Origin of the sequence: Gordonia amarae NBRC 15530 (genome assembly GCF_000241345.1) — a bacterium.
Taxonomy (GTDB): Bacteria; Actinomycetota; Actinomycetes; order Mycobacteriales; family Mycobacteriaceae; genus Gordonia; species Gordonia amarae.
This window is the reverse complement of record NZ_BAED01000034.1, coordinates 1-14626: the sequence shown is the minus strand read 5'-3', so window position 1 is coordinate 14626 and position 14626 is coordinate 1. Positions and strand designations below refer to the sequence as shown.

The following is a 14626-nucleotide window of genomic DNA, read 5'->3' as shown; positions in this document are numbered from 1 at the left end:
GAAGGCACCGCGCAGGAGAGTCACGATGGTCGCGCCGATAACGGTGATCAGGTCACCCTCGCCGAGACAACGGCAACCAGCGTAGAGCACGCGGTCACCGAAAGTCACATCGCCGCATGTCGTCGTGCGGGCAGAATGGGTGGCGATATGTGATCTGGCCAACACACAGCCGGGAGAGAACATGACCTACACCGTCCCCACCGCCGTCGACGCCGACGTGAGGGCCTGGCTGGCGGAGTACGGTGCCGCCGACGCCGATGCGGCGTATCTGCTCGTCGACAGGCATGACCCAACCGGTGTCGCGTTCACCACCGTGGCGCCCGCCGGTGCCGACGGACTGGTGACCACCGATGTCACCTACGGCGAGCTCGCGGACCGGTCCCGCCGCCTGGCTTGTGCGCTGACAAGGCTCGGCGTGACCCGCGGCACGAGGGTCGGCGTGCTCATGGGCAAACGCACCGAACTGGTGGTGACGCTGCTCGCGCTCGCCCGGCTCGGTGCGGTGTACATCCCGCTGTTCACCGCGTTCGCGACACCGGCTATCGAGATGCGGCTGCGTGGCGGTGACGCGACCATCGTGATCACCGAGACCAGCCAGGCGGACAAGCTGGCGCCTATCGACGGGCTGACGACGATCGTCGCCGGTGATACCGGTGACCGGGGCTTCGACACCCTGCTGGCCGGAGCCGAACCGCTCGCCGAGTCGGTCGCGGTCGGCGGCGACGGGCATCTGATCCTGCTGTTCACCAGTGGTACGACAGGCACCCCCAAGGGGGTGCCGGTACCGGTCCGTGCGCTGGCCTCGTTCCGGACCTACATGCGGTACGGCCTCGATGTGAGCGATGACGATGTGTTCTGGAACGCCGCCGATCCGGGCTGGGCGTACGGCCTGTACTACGGGATCCTCGGGCCGCTGCTGGTCGGGCGGCCCAACATCCTGCTGCAGGCCGGGTTTTCACCAGAGGTCACCGCGAAGGTGTTCGGCGAGCTCGGTGTCACCAATTTCGCGGCAGCCCCGACGGTGTACCGCTCGCTGAGCAAGACGCCGGTCGTCGACGGATTCACGCTGCGCCGGGCATCCTCGGCCGGTGAGCCACTCACCCCCGACGTGATCGGCTGGGCGCAGCAGGCGCTGGGCACCGAGGTCCGCGACCACTACGGCCAGACCGAACACGGCATGTTCATCAACAACCACTGGGCCGATGAACTGCGCACACCACTGATCCCGGGCTCGATGGGCAGGCCGATGCCCGGTTTCGTCACCGGTATCGTGCGAGACCAGATCGCCATCGACGTACCCGCCAGCCCGGCCTTCTGGTTCCCCGGCTACCTCGACGCCCCGGAGAAGACCGCCGCCCGCTACACCGACGACGGCCGCTGGTACCTCACCGGCGACACCGGCCGCGTCGACGACGACGGCAACTTCTACTTCTCCGCCCGCGACGACGACGTGATCATCATGGCCGGCTACCGCATCGGTCCCTTCGACGTGGAAAGCGTGCTGATCACGCACCCGGCGGTGATCGATGTGGCGGTCGTCGGTCGCCCCGACGAGATGCGCGGTGAGGTCCTGGAGGCATTCGTCGTCCTCGCAGAGGGGCTGACCGGCGACGACGCACTCGAGGCCGAACTGCAGCAATTGGTCAAGACCGGGTTCGCCGCGCACGCCTACCCGCGCACGGTGCACTTCGTCGAGGCGCTGCCCAAGACGCCGTCGGGCAAGATCCAGCGCTTCATCCTGCGTCGTCAGGGGTAGTCAGCCGTCCGCGTGCGGGCAAAAAGAAAAAGTGGCGCAACATTTACTTATGGGCCTGCCCTGCGTAGTGTCCCGGCTATGGACGACACACGGCCGCTGACGCCCAAGGGCCGCGACACCCGCCGCCGCCTGATGGCCGAGGCGAAGCGGCTGTTCGGCGAGCGCGGGTATTCGCGGGTGCGTATCACCGACATCACCGAGGCGGCCGGCATTTCCGGTGGCGCGTTCTACCGGTACTTCACCGACCGCCACGAGCTCATGATCGAGTTGCTGCGGGAACTCACCGACGAGGCATTCGACTTTGTCCGGGTGCCGTGGGATGGTGACGATCCGCGCGCCTCGGTGCTGCGGTCGACGCAGCTGTACCTGCGGTTCTACGACGCGAACCGCGAACTGTTCGGCCTCCTGGTCGAACTGGCCCAGACCGACGACGAGGTCCGGCGGATCTGGGCCGGTTCGCGGCAGGCGTTCTACGGGCGGATCGCCCATGCCCTGCGGCGCGGGATCGAATCGGGGGTCGTCCGGACCGGCATCGACATCGAGGTCGCGGCGGAGATGCTGGGCAGCATGAGTGAGTTCTACGCCTTCCAGCGCTTTGTGCTCTGCGACGGCGTGATCAAGGACGTGCCGATCGAGGTCGCCGGCGAAACGCTCGTCGACACCTGGATCTCCGGCGTCAGCAAGCGTGCCTGAGTGTTCGTGACACGCGAAAGCTTCTGAAGGACAATAAGATCGGTCGTCACCCTGAATCTGGTGCGGCCGGGAAGGATACGACATGACCAACCTCACCTACGACTTCACCGGGCGCACGGTGCTGATCACCGGCGGCGCCCGCGGCATCGGGCTGGAACTGAGCAGGTTCTTCACCGGCGCCGGCGCGGCCGTCTACATCATCGACTTCGACGGTGACGAGGCCGCGCGCGCGGCGGCCGAGATCGGGGCGAAGGCCGCACCCGCCGACGTCAGCAGCACCACCGACATCGAGCGCGTCGTCGAGCAGGCCGTCGCCGACACGGGCCGCGTCGACATCATCGTCAACAACGCGGGCATCCTGCGGGACAAGGTGCTCTGGAAACTCACCGACGACGACTGGGAGCAGGTGCTCGCCACGCACGCCGGCGGCACGTTCCGGCTGACCCGGGCCTGCGTCCCCCATTTCCGGGCCCAGGGTTTCGGCCGCGTGATCAACGTGACCTCGTACACCGGCCTGCGCGGCAACACCGGCCAGGCCAACTATGCGACGGCCAAGGCCGGCATCATCGGCTTCACCAAGACCGCGGCCAAAGAACTCGCGCGTTTCGGTGTCACCGTCAACGCCATCTCGCCCAACGCCGAGACCCGGATGGTGTCGTCGATCCCGGACGACAAGAAGGCAGAACTCGCCGCGGCGATCCCGATGGGACGCTTCGCGGATCCTTCCGAAATGGCTGCGGCAGTTGGCTTCTTGGCCTCGGATGAGGCGGGCTACGTCACGGGTGTGGTGCTGCCGGTTGACGGTGGTATCTCGATCTGACCGATCGCCGGGCGGTTCTGCCGGAGCCATGTCGCGGACGCGGCGGGCTTTCGGGGACGGTACCGCCGGCATGTCACGGCCGAGGACCTGCTGGAGGTGGTGGGGGAGTTCTACGACGAGTACGACTCCACCACCGAACCGCCAGGATGCGGTGGTCGACCGCCTCGACCATGGGCGTGTCATTCCGGCGAATGCTCCGGCGGCACGGCGCCGCCCCGCCACTGACCTGCCATTACTATGTGCGCTCATGAGCTACGAATCGCCCGACTTCGACAAGAACGCCCAGTTCGGTCTGCCGCCCCAGCAATACGGACAGCCGGGCGGGCAATACGGACAGCCGGGCGGGCAGTACGGACAGCCAGGGCAGCACGGCGCCGCGTCGATGCCCGGGATGCCGGGCCAGTTCTATGTCAATCAGATGGGGTACGAGCAGGGACCCATCAACTACGCCCAGCTGCAGCAGATGGCGATCTCGGGCCAGGTGCGCGGCGACACCCTCATCCGGTCCGCCGAGAGTCCGATGCCCTTCCCCGCGCGGCAGGTTCCCGGCCTGTTCTCCAATTCGGAATGGCTGACCGCACTGCTGTTGTCGGTTTTCCTCGGTTCTTTCGGTGTCGACCGTTTCTACGTCGGCCAGGTCGGTCTGGGCATCCTCAAGCTCATCACCTGCGGTGGATTCTCCATCTGGTGGCTGGTCGACATCATCCTGATCGCGACCCGCAACTTCCGCGACAGCAGCGGCCGGCCGCTGGCCTGAGCCGGTGAGGCCGTGTCCACGCTGAATGCCGCCCGCGTGGCCTCACCCGCGCACATCGGGAACGGGCCGATCCTGTGCCCGTGCAGGTGAGGTGCGCCGCGGGCCACTAGGGTTGGCGGATGGACACGCAGACGCTGATCAACATCGCGCTCGTGGTGCTGTTCGTACTGCTGGGCGGGGTCTTCTCCGGCACCGAGTTCGCGCTGGTGTCGTTGCGCGAGTCGCAGATCCGGCAACTGGAGAGCTCGGGCGGCCGGGGCCGGACCACCGCCCGCCTCGCCCGCAACCCCAACACGTTCCTGTCTGCGGTGCAGATCGGGGTGACCGTCACCGGGTTCTTCTCCGCCGCCTACGGCGCGTCGGTGCTCGCCCCCGACGTCGCGCCGCTGCTGGAGCGGGCCGGACTGCCGGAGGCGGCCGCCGAACCGGTGGCATTCGTCGCGATGACCCTGGCGGTGGCGTACCTGTCACTGGTATTCGGCGAGTTGGTGCCCAAACGGCTGGCCCTGCAGAACGCGGCGGGTATCGCGCGGATCGTCGGGCCGGTGCTGGCCGGGTTCGCGCGGCTGGTGCGTCCGGTGATCTGGTTGCTGTCGGTGTCCACCAACGCGGTGGTGCGGCTGCTCGGCGGTGACCCGGACGCCACCACCGCGGACATGAACGCCGAGGAACTGGCCGTGGTGGTGAGCGAGATTCCCGGCCTGCCCAAGGGCAGCAGGACGATCCTGTCCGATGTTCTCGACGCGGGCGAACGAACGCTGCGCGAGGTCATGCGGCCCCGGCCGGACGTGAGATTTCTTCACGCCGCCGCCGGAATCCCGCAGGTGCGCCATGAGGTACATCCGTTGCCGTTCTCCCGGTACCCGGTCACCGGCGAATCAGTGGACGATGTCATCGGTTTCGTGCACGTCCGGGATCTGTTCGAGCGCACCGACGCCGCCGTCGTTGCCGACCTGGTGCGGCCGATACTCACTGTGCCGCAGACCAATCGGGTGCTGGCGACGCTCACGATGATGCGCCGCCGGCGAGACCAGATCGCGGTCGTCGTCGATGAATACGGTGGCACCGCGGGCATCGTCACGCTGGAGGACCTGGTGGAGGAGGTGGTGGGGGAGATCTACGACGAGTACGACTCCACCATCGAACCCGAGGACGCGGTGGTCGATCGCGGCGACGGCACCTATCGCGTGCAGGGCGGTCTCATCCTCCAGGAGTTCGCGCGGGCCACCGGAATCGAGCTGCCCGACGGCGACTACGAGACAGTCGCCGGTTTCGTCATGGCCGAACTCGGCAGGATCCCGGTCCCCGGTGATGCGGTGCTCGTCCCCGGATATCGCCTGGAAGTGCTCAACGTCAGCCGCCACCGCGTCGACCATGTGCGTGTCGTGCCGGCGGATCCAGTCGGCGGGAGAAGCTCAATAGCGGGAGATCGCGGGTGGTGATGATTTCGCCGTCGAGCTGGTTGAATCCAGGTCGCTCGCGTGAACCGAGGCATCGCGGCGGCAAACCGACCGCGTCGGCGGCTATGCCATGATGGACCGATGACATATCAGGGCGGGGTGCCCGATCCGTACAACGGTGGGCAGCAGTTCAATCACGGTCAGGGCGGGAATCCCGCGTTCGGGGCAGATGCGTTCGGTATGCCATCCGGTGGCGTGGTTCCCGATGCACCATTGGTGACGGTGGGGGACATCACGTGCACCCAGACGCAGGTGATCACCCCATCCGGTACTTTTCCGATCGCGGGCGCTCAGTGGTCCGTCACCGACATGTCATCGACAACGGAGAAGGTCTCGACGACCGGTATCGTGCTCGCCATTCTGGGTTTTCTGTTCGTCTGTGTGTTCAGTCTGTTCTTCTTACTGATGAAGGACCGCGCCACCACCGGATACATTCAGGTCATGGTGCGCGGAGCCAATGGGGTACAACATGTTTCGAATATCCCGGCAGCATCGCCCGCAACCATGATCGATGTTTCGGGCCGCGTCAACTATGCCCGGACACTCTCGTAGATTCGTCTGAACCGATGGCGACATCCGTGGGCAGAGCTCGACCTGCCGACACCGAATGGGTGGCGGCTTTCGGAGTGGCCGCTGTCGGTGTGGCGTGTGTACGTTCCCCCGCGACGATCGAGGATGGACCGATCCTGTGCCCATTCCGGTTGATCACAGGATTATCCTGCCCCGGTTGCGGATTGACCCGATCCTGGGTGTACACGATGCACGGTGACTGGGCTGCGGCATTCGGTGCCAACATCTTCGGCCCGCTGCTCATAGCCGCCGTGGTGGTGCTCGCGGCGGTGGTGGTGGGTCGCAGGATCCGCCGCCGTCCGCCGCCCGCGCTGGAGGCGATCGCCCGGCATCGGGTGACCTATGCGGTGCTGGGCGTGTGGCTGGTCTACGCGGTGGTCCGGTTGATCGGGGAGATCTGACGCAAACCCCACCGATACGCCCCGGCGCGGAGATTATTGCGATGCCGCCGGATATCGGTGGGGTCTGGGGCAGGCGTCAGATGATCTCGTCGAGCTTCTCGATCGGCCGGGTGAGCCGGGTTCCCTTGGCGGTCACCACGAATGGCCGTTCCACCAGGATAGGGTGCTCGAGCATGGCCTCGAAGATCTCCTCGTCGGACTTGCCGGCCAGTTCCAATTCCTTGTACAGCGCCTCCCGTTTACGGACCGCCTGACCGGCGGTGAGCCCGGCGTCGGCGAGCAGCTCGGTGAGTTGTTCGCGCGTGTACGGGGTGTCCAGATATTTGACGACGTTCGGCTCGATTCCCGCCTCCTGGAGGTGGGCGAGCGCCTTGCGCGAGGTCGAGCACTTGGGGTTGTGGTAAATCGTCGCGTCCATACCGTCCACGGTAGGTCATTCGGTCGGCGCAATCGGCGCCGGACGGTGGGTGGGGCGTGCGGATTCGGGGATCATGGCGGGTATGGCCGATCTCACTCGAGTATCCCGAAGCCGCTGGACACGGGTGGTGGCGCTGGTGGCGGGACTCGTCGCCTGTGCGGCGCTGTCGGCGGCGGTCGGCACGTCTCCGGCGTGCGCCTGTTCCTGCGCGCCGAGCAGCCCTGAACAGATCGCCGACCGGGCCGGCGCCATCATCGTCGGCACCCCCGTCTCGGTGAAGCATGACGGGTTGGGCTCGCGCAATGTGGTGCGGGTGGTGCGCAGCTACAAGCGGCGCATGCCCGAGACCATCACCATCGTCAGCGCCTCGCCGGCCGGTGCCTGCGGCATCACCCTCACCGAGGGCAAGACGCAGACCATCGTGCTCGGCTGGCCCGGCGGTGGCGTGACCACCAAGGGAGACGAGTGGGGCGCGTCGCTGTGCGACAACATGTCGTCCAATGCCGCCGCCGTCATCGCCCACGCGGGTCCCGCGTTCTCCCCGATCAAGTCCACCAAACCCCAGGGTGACCCGGGTTCGAGCGGCAGCAGCCGGGGCTACGTGGGTATCGGGGTGGCGGCCGGCGCGGGGCTCCTGCTCGCCGGTGGCACCGCCCTGATTCTGAAACGGCGCCCCGGCTGAGCGAGAGCGACTATGCGCTGCCGTTGAACAGGCTCGTCACCGAGCCGTTCTCGAACACTTCCTGGATGGTCTGCGCGAGCAGCGGCGCGATCGACAGGACGGTCAGGTTCTCGAACCGCTTGTCCTCGGGGATCGGCAGCGTGTCGGTGGCGATGACCTCTTTGGCACCGCAGTTGGCGAGGCGCTCGGCCGCCGGATGCGAGAACACGCCGTGCGTGGTGGCGATGATGACGTCGCCCGCACCGGCCTCCTTGAGCACGTTCACCGCGCCGGCGATGGTGCCGCCGGTGTCGATCATGTCGTCGATCAGCACGCAGGTCTTGCCGGAGACGTCACCGACCACCCGGTTGGCCTTGATCTGGTTGGGCACATCGGGGTCGCGGGTCTTGTGCACGAACGCCATCGGCGCGCCGTTGAGCGCGTCGGCCCACTTCTCGCCCACCTTGACGCGGCCGGCGTCGGGGGAGACGACACAGACGTTGTCGGTGCCGTAGTTGTTGCGCACGTATTCGGCGAGCTGGCCGAGCGCGTGCATGTGGTCGACGGGGCCGTCGAAGAAGCCCTGGATCTGGTCGGTGTGCAGGTCGACGGTGATGATGCGGTCGGCGCCCGCGGTCTTGAGCAGGTCGGCGATCAGCCGGGCGGAGATCGGTTCGCGGCCGCGGTGCTTCTTGTCCTGGCGGGCGTACGGGTAGAACGGCAGGATCACGCTGATGCGTTTGGCGGAGCCGCGCTTGAGAGCATCGATCATGATCAGTGCTTCCATCACCCACTGATTGAGCGGGTGCGGGCAGCTCTGCAGGACGAAAGCGTCCGATCCTCGCACCGACTCCTCGAACCGGACGAAGATCTCACCGTTGGCGAAGTCGGTGGCGGTCTGCGGGGTGACCTTCACGCCGAGCTCGTCGGAGACGGCCTGTGCGAGTTCGGGGTGGGCACGGCCAGAGAACAACATCAGGTTCTTCTGGTTGTCAGTCGTCCAGGACATGAAATCTCTTCTACTCGGGGCTGTCGGGGTGGGTGTTTGTCGTGCGATCTTCAGTTGTCGTCGCCACCGGGGTCACCGCTGCCGGCGGCCCGTTTCTGTGCGTCAAGTGCTGCCTGCGCCGCCGGGGTTCCGGGGCGTTTGCGCGGCACCCAATCCTCGATGATGCGCTGTGATCCAGCCGACACCGCAAGCGCCCCCGGCGGAACATCGTCACGCAGGACTGTTCCGGCGCCGGTGTAGACGCCATCGCCGACCCGAACAGGGGCGACAAACATATTGTCAGATCCTGTACGGCAGTGGGCACCGATCACTGTTTTGTGCTTGTTCACGCCGTCGTAGTTGACGAACACGCTGGAGGCGCCGATGTTCGTGTGGTCACCGATCTCGGCGTCGCCGACGTAGCTGAGGTGCGGAACCTTGGTGTGATCGCCGATCCGTGCGTTCTTGGTTTCGACGAAGGTGCCGATCTTGCCGCCCGTGCCGAGCCGGGTGCCCGGCCGCAGGTAGGCGAACGGCCCGACGGTCGCACCGTCCCCGATCACCGCCTCGCTGCCGTGGGTGCGGACAACCTGTGCGCCGGTGCCGATCGTGACGTCGGTGAGGGTGCTGTCGGGGCCGACGACGGCGTCCTCGGCGATCGTGGTGGTCCCGCGCAGCTGGGTGCCGGGTTCGACGGTGACGTCCGCGGCGATGGTGACGTCGACATCGATCCAGGTGGTGGCCGGGTCGACGACGGTGACCCCGGCGAGCTGATGGCGGCGCACGATGCGCCGGTTCAGTTCCGCGGCCAGGTCGGCGAGCTGAGCGCGATCGTTGCAGCCGGCCACCAGATACGGGTCATCGACCAGGTGCGCGCGGACGCTCTTCCCGGCTTTACGGGCGATCTCGATGACGTCGGTCAGGTAGAACTCGCCTTGGGCGTTGTCGGTGGACACCTGCGCCAGGGCATCGCGCAGCAGTGCGGCGTCGAACGCGTACACACCGGCGTTGACCTCGGTGATCGCCAGTTGCTCGACGGTGGCGTCCTTGTGCTCGACGATGGCCTCCACCGCGTCTGCCGAACGCACGATACGGCCGTAGCCGGCGGGGTCGTCGGCGACGAAGCTGGTGAGGGTGACGGCGGCGCCGTCGCCGTCGGTGTGGGTGCCGATGATGGCGCGCAGGGTGCCGGCGTCGAGGAGGGGGACGTCGGCGGCGGTGACGACGACGGTTCCGGCGAAGTCCGCGGGCAGTGCGCCCAGGCCGACGCGGGCGGCGTCCCCGGTGCCGAGGGGCTGCGGCTGGTCGGCGATGGCGACCGTGGTGCCCAGTTGTGCGGCGACCTCATCGATGGCGGCGCTGACCCGTTCACGTTCGTGGCTGACGACGGCGACCAGGTGTTTCGGGTCCAGGCCGGCGGCGCCGTGCAGGGCGTGGCCGACGAGGCTGCGCCCGGCGAGGGTGTGCAGGATCTTCGGGGTTTTCGACTTCATCCGGGTGCCCGCACCGGCTGCGAGGACAATCACCGCGATGTCGGTCATGAGGTTTTCTCCGCTCGTCCCGGGCGCTGCGGCCCGTCTGTGAGTATCAAGCCCAAAGCCGGTGGCCAGGATAGGTGGCCGCACCTGATAAAACCAATGTGACGGGGAGTTCAACAATTGAGTCACCAATGGAGGTACCTGTAGTGAGCACACAGAAGGTCGCGATCGTCACCGGATCGGCCCGCGGCATCGGCGCGGCGGTTGCGCGCAGGCTGGCAAGCGACGGGCTGGCGGTTGCCGTGCTCGACCTCAACGCCGACTCGTGCGCCGACACCGTGAAGTCGATCACCGACGCCGGCGGCAAGGCCATCGCCGTGGGCGCCGACGTCTCCGACGCCGATTCGGTGGCCGCGGCCATCGACAAGGTCGTCGCCGAACTGGGCGCCCCCACCGTCCTGATCAACAACGCCGGCATCATCCGCGACAACATGCTGTTCAAGATGACCGTCGACGACTGGGACTCGGTCATGGCCGTCCACCTGCGTGGCGCCTTCAACATGAGCAAGGCCTGCCAGAAGCACATGGTCGACGCCGGCTGGGGCCGCATCGTCAACCTGTCGAGCACCTCGGCCCTCGGCAACCGCGGCCAGGCCAACTACTCGGCCGCCAAGGCCGGCATGCAGGGCTTCACCAAGACCCTCGCCATCGAGCTCGGCAAGTTCGGCATCACCGCCAACGCCATCGCCCCCGGCTTCATCGCCACCGACATGACCGCGGCCACCGCCGCCCGCGTCGGCATGGACTTCGAGGAGTTCAAGAAGGCCAACGCCGCCGCCATCCCGGTCGCCCGCGTCGGTGAGCCCGAGGACATCGCCCACACCGCCTCGTTCTTCGCCAGCGAAGGCGCCGGCTTCGTCTCCGGCCAGGTCATCTACGTCGCCGGCGGCCCGCGCGACTGACACTTCCCGCTTCCCGCTCACCCGGTCGGCAGACGCTCACCGCACAACGTGAGCGTCTGCCGAAACGGTGAGCGGGAATCGAGTTGCCGCGCCGGCGACGTGCTGTGGCACAATCGTCAGCGCAGTGATCCCCCATGGTGTAATCGGCAACACTTCTGATTTTGGTTCAGGCATTCCAGGTTCGAGTCCTGGTGGGGGAGCAACGTATACAAGCTATCTGTCGGGCGACATACGCAGTGAGTGTCGGACGTCGGGCGTCGCCGGTCCCCGACCGGCACGATGCCGGGGTCGGCCGATCGGCGCAGTAGCTTCCGCTCCGCCGGTCTGGCACCGGCTTCGTCGGCCGTTACGCAGGGTTCGTCGATGTGGTTCAGGAGCCGCGATCAGGGGTGAGCGCCGATGGTGGAACCGCTCAGGCCGAGGTTGTCGCGCAGGGTGGGGCCGTCGTACTCGGTGCGGTACACGCCGCGGTCCTGGAGCAGCGGGACCACCTCGTCGACGAAGCGGTCGAGGCCGCCGGGGGTGATGTGCGGGACGAGGATGAAACCGTCGGCGGCGTCGTCCTGGACGTGCCTGTCGATGGTGGTGGCGATGGTCGCGGCCGAACCGACGAACGTTTGGCGGGCGGTGACCTTGATGATCAGTTCGCGGGTGGTGAGGTTGTCGGCTTCGGCGATCTGCCGCCATTCGTCGGCGATGACGCGGGGGTCGCGGTGGTGGCGGGTGCTGGCCCTGCCCTTGGCGATGGTGTTGTCGCCGGGGATCGGGTCCACTGCCGGCAGCGGGCCGTCGGGATCGTGATCGGAGAGATCCCGGTTCCAGAGTTGTTCCAGGAAGTTGATCGCGGTGGCGGGGCCGACCTGGGCGAGGCGGACGTCGTGGGCGATGTCGGCCGCATCTGCGTCGGTGTCGCCGATCACGAACGACGCCGCGGGCAGCACCAATAGGTCCCGTTCGGTGCGCCCGTAGGCGGGCAGTCGGCGTTTGACGTCGGCGTAGAAGGTACGGCCTTCATCGTATTTCGCGTGCCGGGAGAAGATGGCGTCCGCCTTGGCGGCGGCGAACTCGCGGCCCTCCTCCGAATCGCCCGCCTGGAAGATCACCGGCCGGCCCTGCGGTGACCGGGGTACGGCGAACCGGCCGCGGATATCGAATTGTGAACTGTGGTAGTCGAATATGCCGGCGTCGGCGCGTCTCAGGAAGTGACCGGAGTTCGTGTCGGCGACGATGTCGCCGTCGGCCCATGAATCCCACAATGTGGTGGCGGCGTCGAGGAACTCCCTGGCACGGGTGTAGCGCTGATCGGACGGCAGGTAGCCGCCGCGCCGGAAGTTCTCCCCGGTGAACTCATCCCACGACGTCACCACATTCCACGCGGCCCGTCCGCCGGACAGATGGTCGAGGGTGGCGAATTGCTTTGCCACTTCCACGGGTTCGTTGAACGTGGAGTTGATGGTGCCGGTCAGGCCGAGGTGTTCGGTGACCGCGGCGAGCGCCGCCAGCACGGTGAACGTGTCGGGTCGGCCGACCACGTCGAGATCGTAGATGAGGCCGTTCTGTTCACGCAGCCGCAGGCCTTCGGCGAGGAAGAAGAAGTCAAACTTTCCTCGTTCGGCGGTCTGGGCAAGGTGTACGAATGAATCGAACTCGATATGGCTGCCCGCGGCGGGATCACTCCACACGGTGGTGTTGTTGACGCCGGGGAAGTGGGCGGCGAGATGAACCTGCTTGGTCATGATGCGGAAACCCTCTCGGTGAACAGGTTGGCAGGTCGGGACAGTCCCAGACGACCGCGTAACGTGCTCTCGGCGTAAGACTTACGGAACAGGCCGCGGCCCTGCAGAATCGGCACCACCGACCGGGTGATCGCGGTCAGATCATCGGGGAGAGCTGCCGGCCGGAGCCGGACCCCGTCGATGCCGTCGAGCGAGGCCCACTGTGCGATGCGGTCGGCCACAGTGGAAGCAGACCCCACCACAATCTCAGCATCGCTGGAATAGGGTTGCGCTGAAAGGCTGTTCAGCTCGTCCGCTCTGCGATGTGCGTCGGCATCGGTGTCGCCGATCGTCACCGCCAGGTCGACGACGAGCCGCACCGGGGCATCGTCGTGCCGATCACCGGTGATATCGGCGACGATCGCGGCGGCCGTGTTCTCGTCGTCGGGGGTGATGAACCCCAGATCGGCTGATGCGCCGACGAACCGGTGCGCTCTGCCGGAGTGGGCAAGTGCGGCGATCGGTGGCCGACCCTGTGGTGGGCGTGGAGTGATGGACGGTCCGCGAACCGAGAAGAACTCGCCGGCGAAATCCGCGTAGTGCAGTTTGTCGCGGTCGATGAAGCGTCCGGTCGTGTTGTCCCGGATCTCGGCGTCGTCCTCCCACGAATCCCACAGCAGCCCTAGCGCCGTCGCGTAGTCGGCGGCCTCGTCGAGTAGTTCGCCGGCGTGCTGGTCGTCGACCCGGCGGCGCCCGAACAACGCCGCCTCCCGGGGATCGCCCGATACCCGCAGCCGTACTCCGGCCCGTCCGCCGCTCACGTAGTCGAGTGTCGCGATCGCCTTGGACAGGTGAAACGGTTCGGTGTGCGTGACCACAGCGGTCGGGATCAGTCCGATGTGCCTGGTCAGCGGAGCCACCCGGGACGCGACGAGAACCGAATCGAGTTGTCCGGCAACCAGGTCGGTGCTGTCGTCGGGAACGCCGCGATCGAATACGGTGAATCGGTCCTCGAACGTCACGAAATCCAGCAGTCCGGACTCGGCCTTACGCACCAGATCCGCCCAGTATTGCGCCGTCAGCAGCTCCGCCGGTCGTGCGTGCGCTGCCCGCCACGCACCCGGATGCCATCCGGCTCCGGTGAGTGCCACTCCCAGATGAAGTCCCGCCGTTTTTCGGGTCACCGCGTCTCTCCCTTGCCGTGTCGTGTCTGTGGCGGCAACGCTGCCGCCGCGTGGTCCGTTCCGAGAACGCCGAATGCGATCGCACTGACTCAAACCCTGGTGTCATCGCACGATCTGCGGCGCACTGGAGTGCGGATAACCGCGCGGCACCCCGTAGATGCGGCTGCCCGGACGAACCGGCAGAGACAGGAGGCGACATGGCGACCGATGCGCCGATCCCATTGTCCGTTCTCGATCTTGCGCCGATTACCGAAGGATCCGACGCGGCGACCGCGGTGCGCCGCAGCATCGAACTCGCCCAGCACGCCGAACGGCTCGGATATCGCCGTTTCTGGCTCGCCGAACATCACGCCGTTGCGGTCGCCAGTTCGTCGACGGCCGTGCTCATCGCACTGATCGCCGACGCCACCACCGAGATCCGGGTAGGTTCGGCCGCGGTCCAGAGCGGGGTGCACACACCGCTGTCGATCGTCGAGGCGTTCGGCACCATCGACGCCCTCCACCCGGGTCGTCTCGACCTGGGCCTGGGCCGCTCCGCACAACGACGTGCCGAGCACCGGGCACGCGCGGACGACCGGGCACAAGCCCCGGCTCAGCCCGATGCGGAAGACCTGATCGTCGATGGTCTGCTGATCCCGCCACCGTTCCCGATCGGCGAGCTGCTCACCTCACCACGGGTGGCCGCCGCAGTGGACGCCACCCGATTCGAGGGGGCCGTGCCCCCGGACTTCACCGATGCCGTCGACGACGTGCTGGCCCTGCT

At 67.0% G+C, this 14626-nt stretch carries 15 protein-coding genes and 1 tRNA gene; 11 read left to right on the top strand and 5 right to left on the bottom strand.

The window, feature by feature from the left end:
* Positions 1-181: 181 nt before the first annotated feature.
* From GOAMR_RS09535 to GOAMR_RS09505, 7 genes are all read left to right on the top strand, one after another.
* Positions 182-1756, top strand: a complete 1575-nt coding sequence (locus GOAMR_RS09535; protein ID WP_040514852.1) for an AMP-binding protein — start codon at positions 182-184, stop codon at positions 1754-1756.
* 78 nt (positions 1757-1834) lie between these two features.
* Positions 1835-2449: a TetR/AcrR family transcriptional regulator gene (locus GOAMR_RS09530; RefSeq protein WP_005186274.1), complete on the top strand. Its 615-nt coding sequence runs from the start codon at positions 1835-1837 to the stop codon at positions 2447-2449.
* Positions 2450-2531: 82 nt separating this feature from the next.
* On the top strand, positions 2532-3269 hold the full coding sequence (locus GOAMR_RS09525; protein ID WP_005186271.1) for an SDR family oxidoreductase: 738 nt from the start codon (positions 2532-2534) through the stop codon (positions 3267-3269).
* A 247-nt stretch (positions 3270-3516) separates the two neighbouring features.
* On the top strand, positions 3517-4026 hold the full coding sequence (locus GOAMR_RS09520) for an NINE protein (RefSeq protein WP_005186268.1): 510 nt from the start codon (positions 3517-3519) through the stop codon (positions 4024-4026).
* A 119-nt stretch (positions 4027-4145) separates the two neighbouring features.
* Complete coding sequence (locus tag GOAMR_RS09515) at positions 4146-5468, top strand: hemolysin family protein (protein WP_005186267.1); 1323 nt, start codon at positions 4146-4148, stop codon at positions 5466-5468.
* Between the two features lie 99 nt (positions 5469-5567).
* Entirely contained in the window at positions 5568-6038 is a 471-nt protein-coding gene (locus GOAMR_RS09510) for a hypothetical protein (RefSeq protein ID WP_005186266.1), read from the top strand.
* Between the two features lie 14 nt (positions 6039-6052).
* Positions 6053-6457, top strand: a complete 405-nt coding sequence (locus tag GOAMR_RS09505; protein ID WP_040514850.1) for a DUF2752 domain-containing protein — start codon at positions 6053-6055, stop codon at positions 6455-6457.
* Positions 6458-6533: 76 nt separating this feature from the next.
* Here GOAMR_RS09505 and arsC read toward each other — a convergent pair whose 3' ends face one another.
* Entirely contained in the window at positions 6534-6875 is a 342-nt protein-coding gene (gene arsC, locus GOAMR_RS09500) for an arsenate reductase (glutaredoxin) (protein ID WP_040514848.1), read from the bottom strand.
* A gap of 82 nt (positions 6876-6957) precedes the next feature.
* On the opposite strand from arsC, the gene GOAMR_RS09495 reads away from it, so the two are divergent.
* Positions 6958-7557, top strand: coding sequence for a hypothetical protein (locus tag GOAMR_RS09495; RefSeq protein WP_138943657.1), 600 nt, complete (start codon positions 6958-6960; stop codon positions 7555-7557).
* Positions 7558-7567: 10 nt separating this feature from the next.
* Here the strand turns inward: GOAMR_RS09495 and GOAMR_RS09490 are convergent, their stop codons facing one another.
* Positions 7568-8545 carry a ribose-phosphate diphosphokinase gene (locus tag GOAMR_RS09490; RefSeq protein WP_005186255.1) on the bottom strand — a complete coding sequence of 326 codons (978 nt, stop codon included), beginning with the start codon at positions 8543-8545 and terminating at the stop codon, positions 7568-7570.
* Positions 8546-8595: 50 nt separating this feature from the next.
* Positions 8596-10065: a bifunctional UDP-N-acetylglucosamine diphosphorylase/glucosamine-1-phosphate N-acetyltransferase GlmU gene (gene glmU / locus GOAMR_RS09485; protein ID WP_005186254.1), complete on the bottom strand. Its 1470-nt coding sequence runs from the start codon at positions 10063-10065 to the stop codon at positions 8596-8598.
* Positions 10066-10208: 143 nt separating this feature from the next.
* On the opposite strand from glmU, the gene fabG reads away from it, so the two are divergent.
* Entirely contained in the window at positions 10209-10964 is a 756-nt protein-coding gene (fabG, locus tag GOAMR_RS09480; protein WP_005186253.1) for a 3-oxoacyl-ACP reductase FabG, read from the top strand.
* A 128-nt stretch (positions 10965-11092) separates the two neighbouring features.
* Positions 11093-11164 (top strand) — tRNA-Gln (locus GOAMR_RS09475).
* 183 nt (positions 11165-11347) lie between these two features.
* On the opposite strand, the gene GOAMR_RS09470 is transcribed toward GOAMR_RS09475, so the two are convergent.
* Together GOAMR_RS09470 and GOAMR_RS09465 are read right to left on the bottom strand one after the other, a co-directional pair.
* On the bottom strand, positions 11348-12700 hold the full coding sequence (locus tag GOAMR_RS09470) for an NtaA/DmoA family FMN-dependent monooxygenase (protein ID WP_005186252.1): 1353 nt from the start codon (positions 12698-12700) through the stop codon (positions 11348-11350).
* Positions 12697-13863, bottom strand: coding sequence for an LLM class flavin-dependent oxidoreductase (locus GOAMR_RS09465; protein WP_005186251.1), 1167 nt, complete (start codon positions 13861-13863; stop codon positions 12697-12699). Before GOAMR_RS09465 ends, GOAMR_RS09470 begins: the two co-directional genes overlap by 4 nt.
* Before the next feature lie 197 nt (positions 13864-14060).
* Here GOAMR_RS09465 and GOAMR_RS09460 point away from each other — a divergent pair.
* Positions 14061-14626 (top strand): LLM class flavin-dependent oxidoreductase (locus GOAMR_RS09460; protein ID WP_005186250.1); only part of this gene is annotated, 566 nt, incomplete at its 3' end.

Excerpts from the sequence above, each read along its gene's own strand:
- GOAMR_RS09530 (WP_005186274.1), top strand. The coding sequence starts at position 1,835 with ATGGACGACACACGGCCGCTGACGCCCAAGGGCCGCGACACCCGCCGC.
- GOAMR_RS09510 (WP_005186266.1), top strand. The coding sequence starts at position 5,568 with ATGACATATCAGGGCGGGGTGCCCGATCCGTACAACGGTGGGCAGCAG.
- arsC (WP_040514848.1), bottom strand. The coding sequence starts at position 6,875 with ATGGACGCGACGATTTACCACAACCCCAAGTGCTCGACCTCGCGCAAG.
- GOAMR_RS09525 (WP_005186271.1), top strand. The coding sequence starts at position 2,532 with ATGACCAACCTCACCTACGACTTCACCGGGCGCACGGTGCTGATCACC.
- GOAMR_RS09535 (WP_040514852.1), top strand. The coding sequence starts at position 182 with ATGACCTACACCGTCCCCACCGCCGTCGACGCCGACGTGAGGGCCTGG.
- GOAMR_RS09490 (WP_005186255.1), bottom strand. The coding sequence starts at position 8,545 with ATGTCCTGGACGACTGACAACCAGAAGAACCTGATGTTGTTCTCTGGC.
- GOAMR_RS09470 (WP_005186252.1), bottom strand. The coding sequence starts at position 12,700 with ATGACCAAGCAGGTTCATCTCGCCGCCCACTTCCCCGGCGTCAACAAC.
- glmU (WP_005186254.1), bottom strand. The coding sequence starts at position 10,065 with ATGACCGACATCGCGGTGATTGTCCTCGCAGCCGGTGCGGGCACCCGG.
- GOAMR_RS09520 (WP_005186268.1), top strand. The coding sequence starts at position 3,517 with ATGAGCTACGAATCGCCCGACTTCGACAAGAACGCCCAGTTCGGTCTG.
- GOAMR_RS09515 (WP_005186267.1), top strand. The coding sequence starts at position 4,146 with ATGGACACGCAGACGCTGATCAACATCGCGCTCGTGGTGCTGTTCGTA.
- GOAMR_RS09505 (WP_040514850.1), top strand. The coding sequence starts at position 6,053 with ATGGCGACATCCGTGGGCAGAGCTCGACCTGCCGACACCGAATGGGTG.
- GOAMR_RS09495 (WP_138943657.1), top strand. The coding sequence starts at position 6,958 with ATGGCCGATCTCACTCGAGTATCCCGAAGCCGCTGGACACGGGTGGTG.